Genomic DNA, 13,719 nt, shown 5'->3' with positions numbered 1-13,719 from the left:
TAACGGTTTGCTTTAACTCGACTGTAGGCCCTACGGTCGAGTTAAAGCAAATACATTGCATTTACGGAAGGGGTCCTATGCCCGGCGTCATCTCCGACGTACAAGCGCTGGCCGACGGGCCAGCTATCTCCGACGCACCCGCGGCGTCCGACGCATCCGCGCATATCGCTCATCAGGCCACCCGCACCCGTACGAGGAGGCGCACGGCTTCCTTCGCCCTCGACGTGTCGATACTCGCGGCCCTCCTGGCCGCGTCCAGCGCTCCGACCCCGCTCTACCCTCTCTACCAGGACCAGTGGGGCCTCTCCGCGCTCGCCGTCACCGTGGTCTTCAGCGCGTACGCCCTGGCCCTGCTGCTGGCCCTGCTCACCACCGGAGCGCTCTCCGACCACCTGGGGCGACGCCCCGTCCTGGCAGGCGCCCTGCTCATGGCGGCCGCCTCCATGGTCCTCCTGGCCTCAGCGGACGGCGCGGGCTCCCTGGCCATCGCCCGGGTCCTGCAAGGAGCGGCCACCGGCGCGGCCACCAGCGCCGCGGGCGCGGCGCTCCTCGACCTGGAGAACCCCCGGCGCCCGGGCCGATCCGCCCTGGCCAACAGCGTCACCCCGGTCGCAGGCATGGCCACCGGCGTGCTCGTCTCCACCCTGCTCGTCCGTTTCGCCCCCGCCCCCACGGTCACCGTCTACGTACTGCTGGCGGTGTTGTTCCTCGCCCAGGCGATCGCGGCCACCTTCACCACGGAGACGGCCCACCGCCGTGTGGGAGCGCTGCGGTCGCTGCGCCCGCGGGCCGGCGTCCCGCCCCCGGTCCGCCGCACCCTGCTGGCCGCGGGCGCCGCTGTCGGCACCGTCTGGGCGCTGGGCGGCTTCTACTCCTCCCTCGGCCCGGCCCTCGTAGGCCTGGTGGCACCCGACGCCCCGCAAGCAGCCCGTGGCATGGTCTTCTTCACCCTCAGTGCCACCGCCGCGCTCACCGTATGGGCGCTGCGGCGCAGGCCGCCCCGCGCCACGGCGGTCGGCGGCTGCCTGTCCGTCCTGCCCGCCGCGGCCCTGACCCTGAGCGGTCTGCACGGCGCCGGGCTGCCCGCCGTCTACGGCGGCGCGGTGCTGGCCGGCATCGCCTTCGGCGCCGTTTCCCAGGGGGCGCTGCGTATGCTCCTCGCCTCGCTCGACGAGCGGGACCGCGCCGCGACACTGGCCGCCTACTACATCCTCAGCTACCTCTCCATGAGCCTGCCCGCCGTCGCCGCGGGCGCCGCCACCCAGCACTACGGGCTGGGGGCCACCGCACACGCCTATGCCATCACCGCCGCTCTCCTCGCTCTGGCGGCCCTGGCGGCACTCACCGCGTCACGACACGGAGCGGCCCGACCCGAAGTCGACCGCTCCCACTGATGAAGAACAACCGACCGCTCCCACTGAAGAGAACCAAAGGAAACGACACACCATGCACACCTCTCCCGCCGCCACCCCCGTCCTCTCCTGGACCGTGGGCGGCGTCACCGTCCACCGCATCGACGAAGTCGCCCTGCCGCCCGCGACCGGACCCTGGCTGCTTCCCGACGCCACCCCTGAGGTGGTGACCGCCCAGGACTGGCTGCACCCCCACTTCGCTGGCCAGGACGGGATTCTGCACATCGACAGCCACAGCTTCGCGTTCGTCGTGAACGGGCTGCGCGTTCTCGTCGACACCGGCATCGGCAACGGCAAGGAGCGGGCCAACCCGGCCTGGCACGACCTGCGGACCGACTTCCTGGAGCACCTCACCGCCGCCGGTTTCCCCCGGACTCCGTCGACCTGGTGATCCTCACCCACCTGCACGCCGATCACGTCGGCTGGAACACACGGCAGGTGAACGGCGAATGGGTCCCCACCTTCCCCAACGCCCGCTACCTCACCTCCCGCGCCGAGCGGGAGTTCTGGGCCACGTACGACATGGAGGAGTCTCGCGAACAGATGTTCCGCGACTCCGTGATCCCGGTCGAACAGGCGGGTCTGCTGAGCACGGTCGACGTCCCGCACAAGGGGGCCGAGATCGCCCCCGGCCTGCGCTTGGTCCCGACACCCGGCCACACCCCCGGCCACGTCGCGGTGGAACTGACCAGCCAGGGTGAGACGGCGCTGATCTCCGGCGACTGCGTCCACCACCCCGTCCAGCTCGCCCACCCCGTCATCGGCGCCTGCGTCGACATCGACCCGCGGCAGTCCGAGGCCACCCGCCGCGAGCTGCTCGGCTCCCTCGCCGGCACGGACACCCTCCTCCTCGGCACCCACTTCGCACCGCCCACCGCCGGCCGCGTGGTCGCCCACGGGGACGCTTACCGACTGGATCCCGTCCACGCTTCCTGATTGCCGTTGCCACGCCGTCTCGGTCACCGCAGGTATGGCCCAGCCCTTCGGACCCCACCACCTCCCACGTACTGGGGGATACGCGGCTCGCGTCGATGGGTTTCCCGCGCTGGAGTCGTATCTGGCGGGGATCGAAGTGGACGACGCTGACCTGCAGCCTCAAAGGGACAAGATCGTGAGACAGCGGAGGTGTCCGCTCAATGAGACATACAGAAAACCTGCAGACCACTACAGCGGAACGGGACATCCCGATTGCGGGCCTACAGGTCTGACGCCGCGGTCGCCCACCGTCCGCAACGGAGCTCACCGAATCCGGAGGTGCGGGCGGTGGGGCCGGGAGGTCTGGACCGCTACCGGGAGTCAGGCGGCGAGGAGTTCCTGCTCGCGGTCCGGCGCCTTGACTGTGGGCTTCTTGTTCGGCAGCGAGAGCCGGAAGACCTTGTGCCACGCGGAGAACACCTGCTTGGGCAGCGGCCCGGTGACGTACTCCAGCTCGTACTTCTCGAACAGCGCGCGCACCTTCACCGCGACCTCGGCGTACCGGTTGCTCGGCAGGTCCGGGAAGAGGTGGTGCTCGATCTGGTGGGAGAGGTTGCCGGTCATGAAGTGCATGGCCTTGCTGCCGCTGATGTTCGCCGAGCCCATCATCTGGCGCAGGTACCACTGGCCGCGCGTCTCACCCTTGATCGAACGGCGCTCGAAGACCTGTACACCCTCGGGGAAGTGCCCGCACATGATCACCGAGTGGGTCCAGATGTTGCGGACCAGGTTCGCGGTGAACGTGGCGGCGAGCGTGGGGAGGAACGACGGGCCCGACAGCAGCGGGTGGATCACGTAGTCCTTGAGAACCTGCTTGCGGATCTTGCGGCCCACGGCCTTGGCCCGCGCGCGGAACTCCGGGTTCTTGCGGCGGCGCTTGTTCAGGTTCTTGCCGAGCTCCAGGTCGTACGCTGCGATGCCGTACTCGAAGAAACAGGCGTTGAGGAAGTTCCACAGCGGCTGGCCGAGGTGGAAGGGGTGCCACCTCTGGTCCTCGTCGACGCGCATGATGCCGTAGCCGAGGTCGTTGTCCTTGCCGATCACGTTGGTGTACGTGTGGTGGAGCTCGTTGTGCGAGTGCTTCCACTGCTCGGAGGGCGAGACGTGGTCCCACTCCCAGGTGGTGGAGTGGATCTTCGGATCCCGCATCCAGTCCCACTGGCCGTGCAGGATGTTGTGACCGATCTCCATGTTGTCCATGATCTTCGCCACGGACAGGCCGGCGGTGCCGATCAGCCAGGCGGGCGGGAAGATCGAGAACAGCAGCACACCCCTGCTGACCAGTTCGAGCTTGCGCTGCGCCGAGATGACCTTGCGGATGTAGGCGGCGTCTGTCTCGCCGCGGTCGGCGATCACCTCGTCGCGGATCGCGTCCAGCTCGCGGCCCAGCTCCTCGATCTGCTCCGTGGTCAGGTGGGCGGTGGGGTCGGTGGCGGTCAAGGTGCTCCTACCGTTCGATGTCGCAGGGGCCCGCGGCGGCGGACACACAGGTCTGGATGAGGACGCCCGGCTCGGCCTCGGTGATGTCGCCGGTGCGCAGGTCGCGGACGGCGCCCGCCTTGAGCGGCGTGACGCAGCCGAAGCAGATGCCCATGCGGCACCCGGAGGGCATGAGCACGCCGGCTTCCTCGCCGATGTCCAGCAGCGGCGTGGCGCCGTCCGCGTCGACGGTCTTGCCGGTGGTGCTGAACGTGACCTCGCCGCCGTCGCCGGCGACGACGATGCTGGGGCGGAAGCGCTCGGTGTGCAGGCGCTCGTGGACGCCGTGCTCGCTCCAGTGCTTTTCGGCGGCGTCGAGCAGGCCCGCGGGCCCGCAGGCCCAGGTCTCGCGCTCGGCCCAGTCGGGCACGAGGGCGTCGAGACGGGCGATGTCGAGCATGCCGTCCGTGTCGGTGTGCACCTCGGTGAGCCGCAGTTTCTTGTCCGCGGCCAGGTCGTGCAGTTCGTTGCGGAAGATCACGTCCTGCGGCTGTGGCGCGCTGTGAACCATGACGACGTCGTCGAACTCGGTGTCGCGCAGCATGCCCATCACGGGCGTGATGCCGCTGCCGGCCGTCAGGTAGAGCACCTTGGCGGGCTTGGCCTGTGGCAGCACGAAGTCACCGGTCGGGTGGTCGAGCTGGATCAGCGTGCCCGGTGTGGCCCTGCGGACCAGGTGGTTGCTGACCTTGCCGTCCGGGATCGCCTTCACGGTGATCGTGATGCGGCCGTCCTGGCGGTTGGTCGGCGAGGTGAGGGAGTAGGCACGCCACAGGCGCACCCCGTCGACGTCGATTCCGATCCGCACGTACTGACCGGCCGTGTGGCCGCGCCAGCCCCGGCCCGGCCTGATCACGATCGTCGCGGCGTCACCCGTCTCGGGGTGCACGGCCTCGATGCGCCCACGCAGGTCAGCGCCCGCACGCAGCGGACTGACCAGGTCGAGATAGTCCGACGGCAGCAGCGGCGTCGTGACCATCTCCAGCAGTTTCCACGCCCTGCTGCGGAGGGCTGTACTCGTCATGACTCCAGCTTGCTGCGCCTCAAGGCGTAAAGTCCTGACCGCAGGACGTAAATCTGGCCGACTGAATTGTTCGCAGGGAACAAATACATGAGCCATGCAATCCGGAGGGCCAGCGAACTGGCCCTGGACGAGACGACGGTCACCGCACTGCGGGCCGCGCTGAAGAGCACCGCCGACGAGGTCGTCCAAGCGATCATCGACGAGGTCCCTCCCTACGCCAACGCCCTTTCGGGCCACATGGGCGCCACCATCCGCCGAGCCGTCCGCACCGCCCTGGGACACTACCTGGACCTCGCGAGCGGGAACGCCACCGGCGGCGACGCCGGGGACGCGGCCTACGAGCTGGGCCGCGGCGAGGTGCGCGACGGCCGTTCGATGGACGCCCTGCTCAGCGCCTACCGCGTCGGCGCCCGCGTGGCCTGGCGGTGCCTGGCAGCGGGCGCCGTACCCGCAGGTCTGCCCGCCGCCGAGGTCGCCAAGTTCGCCGAGCTGACCTTCGCCTACATCGACGAGCTCTCCGCCGCGAGCGCCGCGGGCCACGCCGACGAACTGGCCGCCCGGGGCAGGGACCAGGAGCGCCACCTGGAACACCTCGCCCGCGACCTCCTCGCCGGCGCGAGCCCGGACGTGCTGCTGGCCTCAGTGCAACGGGCCGGGTGGCAGCCTCCGGTTTCCCTGACCGCGGTCCTGCTGCCCGCCGCCCAGGCCCGGCCCGCCTACCGCGCGCTCGACCCGAGCACCCTCGTCCTGGACGATCTGCCGGATTCAACCGGTGTGCTGCTCGTCCCCGATGCCGACCGCTCACATCTCCTGCGGCAGCTGACCGACCGCACCGCCGTGGCCGGCCCGGCCCGGCCATGGACTCGTGCGTCCGCCTCGTATGCACGAGCCGCACGCGCGCGCTCCCTCTCCTCCGATATCCGCGACACCGAGGAACACCTGCCCGAGCTGGTGCTGAGCGCCGACGCGGACGCGTTCGCAGACCTGCGTGCCCGAGCCCTCGCACCGCTGCAGACCTTGCCTGTCGCGACCGCACAGCGGCTGGAGGAGACGTTGCGGGCATGGCTGCTGCACCAGGGCAGGCGGGAGGAGGTGGCGGCGGCGCTGTTCGTCCATCCCCAGACGGTCCGGTACCGGATGTCGCAACTGCGGCAGCTGTTTCCGGATCTCCCATCCCCGCACCGGGTCCTTGAACTGACGCTGGCGGTCGGTCTCCGGGCCAGCTGACGCCTACGTCGACCGTCCACGACCGCGTCCGCGAGCGGCCCGGGAATCGTGCCTCGTGCCCGGTGCTGTCAGCCGGCTCGTGCGGCCCGGGGGAGGGCCGTATCAGCTGCCTGGAGACCGGGGGGTGATGCGGAGACCGGACAAGGCCTCAAAAAGCCCGTCGGGGTGCTGTCTCTGAGGAGCTCGGTGGCGGATACGCCTCGACTGGATCCGGTGGACGATACGCACCGCCCCGCTCGTCGACGCGCTCATCGAGCATCTGATCGGTGATCTGGGCCGCTGTGCCCTGGAGAACGGCTTTCATTTCGTCGTGGAGGGCGCTGTCCCGGCACGAGCTGACCCGCGGCGGGCTGCAGCCGGGTGACCGGCGGGGCGTCCAGGCCGGCTCACCAGGGAGAGGGGGGCGGGCCGCTCGCGCCGGGGACCACCGTGGTTCTGCGAGGACCACGGGCCCCCGCATCCCTTCCGGCAGGTCGGCCGGACGACCGACCGGGCCGACCCGGCACACCGCGCGGGGGATGATGGGAATGAAACGACGGAGCGTGAGGTCAGGAGCTTTGATGGCGACGAAGGTCCACCGGCCCCGTGAGGACGCGGAGTTCAATTTCATCCTCAAGTTGAGCAACGTTCCGGTCCTCGCATACTTCACCGGGACATGGCCCAAGGCCATCGAGCCCTGCCGGGTGATGGACCTCGTTATGGGAGGCATCGCCGACCACTACACGGGCCGCCTGACGGCCGTCCGCACCGACATCACGCGTTGTCCGGCCGCAACCGAGCGATACGGGATCACCGCAGCCCCGTCCTACGTCCTGCTGAAGCAGGGAGAGGTGGTGGCGCACGCCACGGGGCCGACGACCACCGCCGAGGTACGAAAGCTCCTGGACGGCCACCTCTGAGCGGCCGCCGGGGCACGTGGTCAGGGACGCCCGTCACGTCTCGTCCATGCGAGCTGCGCCACCTGAGACACCTTGGGGTTGAGACACCCCCACAGGTCACATACGAGCGTCCGGCGCGGTCGCGTCCGGCAGCTGCACGGCTCCGGCCACGACCTCCGCAGACGACGGCCCCGTATGGGTGCCGTGCCTTGAGTGCAGCACCACCCGGCCCGCGCCGACGCGGACGAGAGCCCGAAACCCTTCCCGCTTCGGCTCCGCCGCCCAAGGGCTGTCCCGGAAGTGCCTGTTTCACATGCCCGTGGTCAGGTGACCTTGGGGGCGTCGGTCGACGATCTCGCGACGGGGATGCTTCTCGGGCCGAGCGGGAGGGGCATCACCGCCCCTGACCTGAAGAGTGCCCACCAACCCGTTCCGTTCCTGCGCCAGCACCACCGCTCCAGGCGCTGCTTCTGCGGGACCGTGCGCTGAAGGAGACGGAGAACGTGTCGTCAGCGTATGCGCAGGCGGCCGGGAAGCTGACGGGCCGTCGGTGGGAAGCGGGCGTTTCCGCTTATGCACCCGAGGGGGGATGGCGAGCGCTGGCGGGCACGGTCCGTCAGCGTGATCAGTACATGGGCCTGGTCTACGCGGCCGTGGCAAGGGGCGGCGACATCGCACGCTCGTTCCTGAGGTTGGCCAACCTGCTGGATTCACCCAGGGTTTTGCTGGAGCCCGAGTTTCGCCGGCGCGTGGTCGCTCTGGCCGGTGTGCAGGGATAGGAACGGGTCAGAGGTTGCTACCGTCGGCCGCGTGCGTGGTCGGCGAATCTCTGACCGCTGCCAGGATGCTGTCCAGGAGGCCGGGGAAGCGCGCGTCCAGGTCCTCACGGCGCAGACTGTGCAGGATGATGCGGCCTTCTCGCCGGGCGCGCAGGACACCGGCCTCCCGCAGCACGTTCCAGTGTCGGCTGGCGGTCGACGGGGACACGTCGGGCAGCGTGGTCGAGCACGTCAGCTCCTCCCCGTGAGCGAGACGGTCGATGATCCTCAGCCGGGTGGGATTGGCCATCGCGTCCAGGACGGACTCGATGCGCAGGTCCGCTCGACTGGGGTGGGTCAACGCTTTCACACGCCGATAGTACGCAAGTTTGCGAACCGTCCAACAGTTGTGCTGCACCTCACACCCTCAAGGGTTGGTGCTCACCCGGGCGCCGCCGTTCAATAGTTCACGTATATACAAACTAACGAACTAATGAACTGTAGAAGGGGCATCAGTGAGCGCCTACATGGTCATCAGCGTCACCCCGCAGGACGACGAGAAGATGCGGGACTACGAGTCCAGGACACTCGAAGTGGTCTCGCGCTACGGAGGCAAGCCCATAGCGCGTGACACCGAGTGCTTCGTCCTGGAGGCTGACCAGCGGCCGGGCATCGGAGTGATCCTGGAGTTCCCGGACAAGCAGGCCGTCCTGGACTTCTACCACTCGGAGGACTACCAGCCCCTCAAGGACTTCCGCCATACCTTCGCGACCGCCAGCGCACTCGTGGTCGACTCCGTCTGACCCGCAACATGACTGTCCCCAGGTGGCTGCCTGTTTCACATTTCCGTGGTCAGGTGCCCCTGGGGAGCGGATGTCGGGGTGAGGGCACGCCATCCGAACGGCTTGAGTCAGCCATGCAGCGACTGATCTGTTCCAAGGCCCAGTCGGACGGGCTGGCCAAAGCCCTGCTGCCTGAGCAACTGGCCGGTGCGAGCGCTGAGGAGCACGCCGCGTGGCAGTTGGCTGTGGACGCCGATCAGCTGCTGGAGGACGCCGTTGCAGCGCTCGAATCCGGTGAGTCAGTGACTTCCCTGGGCAGTGCTCGCAGGCAGGGGCGTACACCGGGCCGTACGGACGCGGACTCGCTCGGCGCGGTCAGGCGTGACCGAGAGGTGTTTCGCTTCCGCCGTCGATGAGGTGCGCCTGGGCTTTGCTGCCGTGGAAGTCGCGGGAGCGCTGCGCGGTGCCGAAGCCGCCGTAGGGGTAACCGCCGTGCTGCGGTGCGCTGACGGTGTTGAGGGCGGCGGTGGTGTCGGCGTCGAGGTGCAGTTCGGCCGCACCGAGGTTCTCGGTGAGGTGGGTGAGGGTGCGGGCGCCGACGATGGGAGCGGCGACGGAGGGCTGGTCGGCTGCCCAGGCCAGGGCGACCTGGCTGGGCGTCGCGCCGATCTCGCGGGCGATGCGGTCGACCGCGTCGATGGTGTGCCAGTTGCGGTCGGAGGCGGCGTACTCGGCGGAGACCCACTGGTAGAGCTTGTCTTCGGAGCCGGCGCGGGTGTCGGGGGCGGGGGTGCTGCCGCGCTGGTACTTGCCGGTGAGGAAGCCGCCGGCGAGCGGGGACCAGGGCAGCAGGGAGACGTGGTTGTGCAGTGCGGCGGGGATGACTTCGTATTCACTCTCCCGGGAGAGCAGGCTGTACTGCTGCTGGAGTGTCACGGGCACCTGGGTGCGTATCTGCTGCGCGGTGGAGAGGGCGAGCTGGAGCTGCCAGCCGGTGAAGTTGGACAGACCCACGTAGTTGATCTTTCCTGCGTGGACGGCGTCGTCGAGGAAGGACAGCGTCTCCTCGATGGGCGTCAGGGGGTCCCAGGCGTGGATCTGGTACAGGTCGACGTGGTCGCGTCCGAGGCGGTGCAGGGAGGCGTCCAGTGAGCGGCGCAGTTGTCGGCGGGTGGAGCCGAGGCTGTTGACGTCGGTGCCGGTGCCGAAGCGGCCCTTGGTCGCCAGGACGACGCGGTCGGTGACGTTGCTGGGGCGGCCGGCGAACCAGCGGCCGATGATCTCTTCGCTGTTTCCGCCGCCGTAGACGTTGGAGGTGTCGACCAGGTTGCCGCCGGCGTCCACGAACGCGTCCAGGAGCGCGAACGCCTCCTCCTGCGGGGTCTGGACGCCGAAGTACATGGCGCCGAACGCGATGCGGGAGATGGCGGTTCCGGTGGTGCCGAGCTTGCGGTACTCCATGGTGCTTCCTTGTCGTTGTGCGGCTTGTGCCGCGGTGGGGGAGAGCTGCGGCGGGCTGGGGGCGACCTGGACGGTTCGTGGCGTCGGCCGGAGATGGCGTTTGGCTTCTGCCGGTTCGCAGGGGCGGTGTCACCGCCCCTGCGAACAAACGGGACGTCATTGCCGCGGTGCCGACCCCAGCCCGCCTGGCGGACCGTGGGGTTCCGGGCCGCCTCAGTGGTGCCGGGGGCGCGGGGTGAGGGCGTCGAGGTTGATGGTTCCGCGCTGCAGTTTCGCGTCGTGGGGTGCGTTGAATCCGGCATTGGCGATGTACAGCTGGTTGCCGCGCACGGCGGTGGTGGTGGGTGAGGCGAGGCCGTCGGCGACGGTCAGGGCGCTCTCGTGGGTCCCGTTCGGGTGCACGATGCTGACCCGGTCGGTCGGGTCGTTCTGCGCGGCGAAGACCGTGTCGGAGTGGTTGTTGAGGAAGGAGAAGTCGTCGAAGTCGGGCAGGTTGTCGGCGACGGTGTGGATGCGGCCGGGGGTCCCGTGGGCGGTGACCGGGATCCTCAGCAGCGTGCCCTGGCTGAAGTTGCTCGCCCAGATGGCGCCCTTGTGGAAGCGGACGCCGTTCACGCCCAGCGGCAGAGAGCCGTCGGGGTCGGCTGCGAGCGCCGGGCCCTTCAGCCAGGTTTTCGCCGGTCCGCCGGAGACGGGCACGGCCCATATCGTGCCGTTGTTGCTGTCGGCGGCGTAGAGGGTACGGCCCGCCCGATCGATGGCCAGGCCGTTGGGCAGGCTGTCGTCGGGCAGGGCGGCCAGGCGCTGGGGGTGGCCGTTCGGGGGCAGTTTCCAGGTCCCGTTCCTGGAGGCGTCGTCGGAGTCCACGTTGTAGTAGACGGTGCCGTCGTCGCCGCGGGCGTTGCCGGTGATCTGATCGCCCAGGTGCCCGCCGGCGAGGGTGGTCCGCTGTCCGGATGCGGTGATGCGCACGAGTTTGGGCGGCTTGTTCGCGGGGACGCCCAGCAGGGACACGGTCAGGGAGCCGTCCGGGTTGACGGTGATGTTCTCGGGTGAGTCGCCGGAGGCGAAGTCGAGCGCGGCCGCAGTCTTCACCTGGGTGATGACCGGCTGCGTCCGGCCTCCCGCGGTGGCGGCGGACGCCGAGGAGGTCGAGACGAGAACGGCCGCGAGAGCGGGGACTGCTGCGGCGTGAGCGAATCGCATGCGCATGGGGCTGCTTTCTGTGAAAGCGGCTGGAGAACGACGCAGTGGTGCCGTACGTCCTTCGGACCGAGCGGTGTCCCGGCCGACCGTCTGGTGGCCGGGGAAGGGACTGAGGGTGGGGGACTGCGAGAGCGAGTGGCGGCGCGGCATCAGGTGTCGAACCGCACCCCGCCGAGCCAGGTGACCTTTTCGGGGTCGTGGTGGTCGAAGATGTGGCTGCGGCCCGTGTCCAGGCCGGCGATGCGCGCCATCTCGTCGGCGGTGAGCTGGAAGTCGAAGACGTCGAGGTTTGCTGCCATACGTTCGGGCCGCACCGACTTCGGGATCACGACGATCTCGCGCTGGACGAGCCAGCGAAGGGCGATCTGGGCGACGGACTTGTCGTGAGCGCGGGCGATGTCGGCGAGCACGGGGTTGTCGAAGAAGCCCTGGCCGCCTTCGGCGAGCGGTCCCCAGGACTCGTGCTGGACGCCGTGCTCACGCATCAGGCTCTGGTCGCCCGCGCGCTGGAAGAACACGTGCGTCTCGATCTGGTTGACCGCGGGGACGATCTCGTGGTGGGTGATGAGGTCGGCGAGCCGGTCGGGGTAGAAGTTGCTGACCCCGATCGCCCGGGTGCGGCCGGCCCGGTTGAGTTCCTCCATGGCCCGCCACGATCCGTAGTAGTCGCCGAAGGGCTGGTGGATCAGGTAGAGGTCGAGGTGGTCGAGACCGAGGCGGTCGAGCGAGCGGTCGAAGGCGCGCTTGGTGCTGTCCTGGCCGTAGTCCTGGATCCACAGTTTCGTGGTGATGAACAGGTCTTCGCGGGGGATGTCGCTGGCGGCGATGGCCCGGCCCACGGCTCGCTCGTTCTCGTATGCCGCGGCGGTGTCGAGCAGGCGGTAGCCGGCTTCGAGCGCGGCCTCCACTGCCTGCTGGGTCTGGTCTTGGGGGATCTGGAAGACGCCGAAGCCGAGAATCGGCATCTGCACGCCGTTGTTGAGGGAAACCTGGGGGATCTTGCTGGTCATGGCTGAGACCTTCGCTTTCTGGCTGTGGGGGGGCGTCGGCCGGGCAGTAGCCGTCTGCTCAGCGGTGCTTGACGCCGGCCTGGGCGGAAGGGGCGAGGGTGGGTTCGGTGACGGGGACGTCGCCGAGGGCCTGGTCGACGGCCGCCAGCAGGTCGTCCGACAGCTTCACGCCGGAGGCGGCGGCGTTCGCGTGGACCTGTTCGGGGCGGGAAGCGCCGGTGATGGCGGAGGCGACTTCACCACGGCGCAGGACCCAGGCCAGCGCCAGGGTGGGCATGCTCATCCCGGCCTGCTCGGCGATGGGCGCGAGGCGCTGGACCGCTTCCAGGATGGCGTCGCTGTAGACGAGGCCTTGGGAGACCGTCATCGTCTCGCTGGCGAACCGGCTCCCTTCAGGGACGGGCCGGCCGGGCTTGTACTTGCCGGTCAGGACGCCCTGGGCGAGGGGCGACCAGACGATCTGGGAGATACCGTTCGCGGCGCACAGGCCGAACACCTCGGCCTGGGGTGCCTGCCAGAGCATGGAGTACTGCGGCTGGGAGGAGACGAACAGGTCGGGGCCGGCGATGTCGATCGCGGCCTGGATCTGTTCGGGGGTCCATTCGCTGAAGCCGAGGTAGCGGGCCTTGCCCTGCTCGACGACCTTCTGGAACGCCTCAAGGGTGTCCTCGATCGGCACGGACGGGTCGAAGCGGTGCGCCTGGTACAGGTCGACGTAGTCGGTCTTCAGGCGCGTGAGGGAGGCGTCGATCTGCCGGGCGATCTGGGCGGGGGACAGGCCTTTGTCGGCCGGGTCGTCGGACATCGGGCCCCAGACCTTGGTGGCCAGGATGTAGGAGTCGCGGGGGTGGGCCGAGAGGATCTCGCCCCAGGCCGTCTCTGCGGCTCCCTGTCCGTAGACGTTGGCGGTGTCGAAGAAGTTGATTCCGGCGTCGAAGGCCGCTTCGGTGCAGGCATGGGTCGCGTGGGCCTCGATGCCGCCGGCGTAGGTCAGCCACGAGCCGAGGGAGATCTCCGGGACCTGAAGGTCCGAGCTGCCGAGTGTGCGGTACCTCATCGATGCTCCTTGCTGGTTCGGTGTTCGGTGAAAGTCCCCTGGTCAGCGTCGGTGGGCCGCCGGGTCCAGGGCGGGGTCGGCGAGGCTGTCGGCCGGGTCGATGACCGTGCCGGGCGGCGGGGGCGGCGATACAGTCCAGGACCACGTCGCCGCGGGCCGCTGCGTCTGCGGACGCCGGAGCGTGCGCCGTCCGATGAGGACCGAGACGACCGCGGGATGGTCACCGGATGGGGAGGGCCCGGCCGCCCCGACCGGTGTCAGCTCTGCGCTGATTCCGCCTTGCGATGGGAGGCGGCCAGCAGGCCCAGCGGCAGCAGGGCCGCGAGAGCGAAGGCGAAGCCGGTCAGCGACGGGCCCTTAGAACGCCTAACAGAATGCTGCAACTGCCCTTGGAATGTTGGTGTCTGATGGGTTGTTGGCCTGTGTATGAGAAGGGGTGAGCAGCCGCCG

Annotated in this window: 14 protein-coding genes and 1 pseudogene; 7 read left to right on the top strand and 8 right to left on the bottom strand. The window is 69.3% G+C overall.

The window, feature by feature from the left end; all coding sequences use genetic code 11:
- Positions 1 to 77 precede the first annotated feature (77 nt).
- Positions 78 to 1,394 (top strand): MFS transporter, encoded by a 1,317-nt coding sequence (locus tag ACZ5VD_RS41950; protein ID WP_468685735.1) that lies wholly within the window; start codon positions 78 to 80, stop codon positions 1,392 to 1,394.
- A 52-nt stretch (positions 1,395 to 1,446) separates the two neighbouring features.
- A pseudogene (locus ACZ5VD_RS41945) lies at positions 1,447 to 2,348 on the top strand (MBL fold metallo-hydrolase).
- A 360-nt stretch (positions 2,349 to 2,708) separates the two neighbouring features.
- On the opposite strand, the gene ACZ5VD_RS41940 reads toward ACZ5VD_RS41945, so the two are convergent.
- Together ACZ5VD_RS41940 and ACZ5VD_RS41935 are read right to left on the bottom strand one after the other, a co-directional pair.
- Positions 2,709 to 3,827 carry a fatty acid desaturase family protein gene (locus tag ACZ5VD_RS41940; RefSeq protein WP_468551774.1) on the bottom strand — a complete coding sequence of 373 codons (1,119 nt, stop codon included), beginning with the start codon at positions 3,825 to 3,827 and terminating at the stop codon, positions 2,709 to 2,711.
- A 7-nt stretch (positions 3,828 to 3,834) separates the two neighbouring features.
- Complete coding sequence (locus ACZ5VD_RS41935) at positions 3,835 to 4,890, bottom strand: ferredoxin reductase (RefSeq protein WP_468551775.1); 1,056 nt, start codon at positions 4,888 to 4,890, stop codon at positions 3,835 to 3,837.
- A gap of 87 nt (positions 4,891 to 4,977) precedes the next feature.
- Between ACZ5VD_RS41935 and ACZ5VD_RS41930 the strand changes: the two genes are divergently transcribed.
- The 3 genes from ACZ5VD_RS41930 (at position 4,978) to ACZ5VD_RS41920 (ending at position 7,774) form a co-directional block, all read left to right on the top strand.
- The gene (locus ACZ5VD_RS41930; protein ID WP_468551776.1) at positions 4,978 to 6,117 is read left to right on the top strand and encodes a PucR-like N-terminal domain-containing protein; all 1,140 of its coding nucleotides are present in this window, start codon (positions 4,978 to 4,980) and stop codon (positions 6,115 to 6,117) included.
- A gap of 560 nt (positions 6,118 to 6,677) precedes the next feature.
- Positions 6,678 to 7,016 carry a thioredoxin family protein gene (locus tag ACZ5VD_RS41925; protein ID WP_468685733.1) on the top strand — a complete coding sequence of 113 codons (339 nt, stop codon included), beginning with the start codon at positions 6,678 to 6,680 and terminating at the stop codon, positions 7,014 to 7,016.
- Positions 7,017 to 7,498: 482 nt separating this feature from the next.
- The gene (locus tag ACZ5VD_RS41920) at positions 7,499 to 7,774 is read left to right on the top strand and encodes a hypothetical protein (RefSeq protein WP_468551778.1); all 276 of its coding nucleotides are present in this window, start codon (positions 7,499 to 7,501) and stop codon (positions 7,772 to 7,774) included.
- A gap of 7 nt (positions 7,775 to 7,781) precedes the next feature.
- Here the strand turns inward: ACZ5VD_RS41920 and ACZ5VD_RS41915 are convergent, their stop codons facing one another.
- Entirely contained in the window at positions 7,782 to 8,123 is a 342-nt protein-coding gene (locus ACZ5VD_RS41915; protein WP_468551779.1) for an ArsR/SmtB family transcription factor, read from the bottom strand.
- Positions 8,124 to 8,268: 145 nt separating this feature from the next.
- Here ACZ5VD_RS41915 and ACZ5VD_RS41910 point away from each other — a divergent pair, with 145 nt between their 5' ends.
- Together ACZ5VD_RS41910 and ACZ5VD_RS41905 are read left to right on the top strand one after the other, a co-directional pair.
- Complete coding sequence (locus ACZ5VD_RS41910) at positions 8,269 to 8,556, top strand: DUF1330 domain-containing protein (protein ID WP_468685731.1); 288 nt, start codon at positions 8,269 to 8,271, stop codon at positions 8,554 to 8,556.
- 113 nt (positions 8,557 to 8,669) lie between these two features.
- On the top strand, positions 8,670 to 8,951 hold the full coding sequence (locus ACZ5VD_RS41905; protein ID WP_468685729.1) for a hypothetical protein: 282 nt from the start codon (positions 8,670 to 8,672) through the stop codon (positions 8,949 to 8,951).
- Here the strand turns inward: ACZ5VD_RS41905 and ACZ5VD_RS41900 are convergent.
- The 5 genes from ACZ5VD_RS41900 to ACZ5VD_RS41880 all read right to left on the bottom strand — a co-directional run bounded on the left by ACZ5VD_RS41900 (position 8,911) and on the right by ACZ5VD_RS41880 (position 13,652).
- Complete coding sequence (locus ACZ5VD_RS41900; RefSeq protein ID WP_468551782.1) at positions 8,911 to 9,996, bottom strand: aldo/keto reductase; 1,086 nt, start codon at positions 9,994 to 9,996, stop codon at positions 8,911 to 8,913. The two genes, ACZ5VD_RS41905 and ACZ5VD_RS41900, sit on opposite strands and share 41 nt — an antisense overlap.
- A 213-nt stretch (positions 9,997 to 10,209) precedes the next feature.
- Positions 10,210 to 11,202 carry an SMP-30/gluconolactonase/LRE family protein gene (locus ACZ5VD_RS41895; RefSeq protein ID WP_468551783.1) on the bottom strand — a complete coding sequence of 331 codons (993 nt, stop codon included), beginning with the start codon at positions 11,200 to 11,202 and terminating at the stop codon, positions 10,210 to 10,212.
- A gap of 149 nt (positions 11,203 to 11,351) precedes the next feature.
- The gene (locus ACZ5VD_RS41890; protein ID WP_468685775.1) at positions 11,352 to 12,200 is read right to left on the bottom strand and encodes an aldo/keto reductase; all 849 of its coding nucleotides are present in this window, start codon (positions 12,198 to 12,200) and stop codon (positions 11,352 to 11,354) included.
- 70 nt (positions 12,201 to 12,270) lie between these two features.
- Positions 12,271 to 13,269: an aldo/keto reductase family protein gene (locus ACZ5VD_RS41885; RefSeq protein ID WP_468685727.1), complete on the bottom strand. Its 999-nt coding sequence runs from the start codon at positions 13,267 to 13,269 to the stop codon at positions 12,271 to 12,273.
- 257 nt (positions 13,270 to 13,526) lie between these two features.
- Positions 13,527 to 13,652 (bottom strand): hypothetical protein, encoded by a 126-nt coding sequence (locus tag ACZ5VD_RS41880; protein WP_468685726.1) that lies wholly within the window; start codon positions 13,650 to 13,652, stop codon positions 13,527 to 13,529.
- Between the last annotated feature and the right edge of the window lie 67 nt (positions 13,653 to 13,719).

The sequence above is a fragment of the Streptomyces sp. NPDC032822 genome (assembly GCF_055578825.1).
This window is presented reverse-complemented; position numbering and strand designations above follow the sequence as displayed.

Bases quoted from the DNA above. Each gene is read 5' to 3' on its own strand.
- ACZ5VD_RS41950 (WP_468685735.1), top strand. From the start codon at position 78: ATGCCCGGCGTCATCTCCGACGTACAAGCGCTGGCCGACGGGCCAGCT.
- ACZ5VD_RS41935 (WP_468551775.1), bottom strand. From the start codon at position 4,890: ATGACGAGTACAGCCCTCCGCAGCAGGGCGTGGAAACTGCTGGAGATG.
- ACZ5VD_RS41930 (WP_468551776.1), top strand. From the start codon at position 4,978: ATGAGCCATGCAATCCGGAGGGCCAGCGAACTGGCCCTGGACGAGACG.
- ACZ5VD_RS41925 (WP_468685733.1), top strand. From the start codon at position 6,678: ATGGCGACGAAGGTCCACCGGCCCCGTGAGGACGCGGAGTTCAATTTC.
- ACZ5VD_RS41905 (WP_468685729.1), top strand. From the start codon at position 8,670: ATGCAGCGACTGATCTGTTCCAAGGCCCAGTCGGACGGGCTGGCCAAA.
- ACZ5VD_RS41900 (WP_468551782.1), bottom strand. From the start codon at position 9,996: ATGGAGTACCGCAAGCTCGGCACCACCGGAACCGCCATCTCCCGCATC.
- ACZ5VD_RS41895 (WP_468551783.1), bottom strand. From the start codon at position 11,202: ATGCGATTCGCTCACGCCGCAGCAGTCCCCGCTCTCGCGGCCGTTCTC.
- ACZ5VD_RS41885 (WP_468685727.1), bottom strand. From the start codon at position 13,269: ATGAGGTACCGCACACTCGGCAGCTCGGACCTTCAGGTCCCGGAGATC.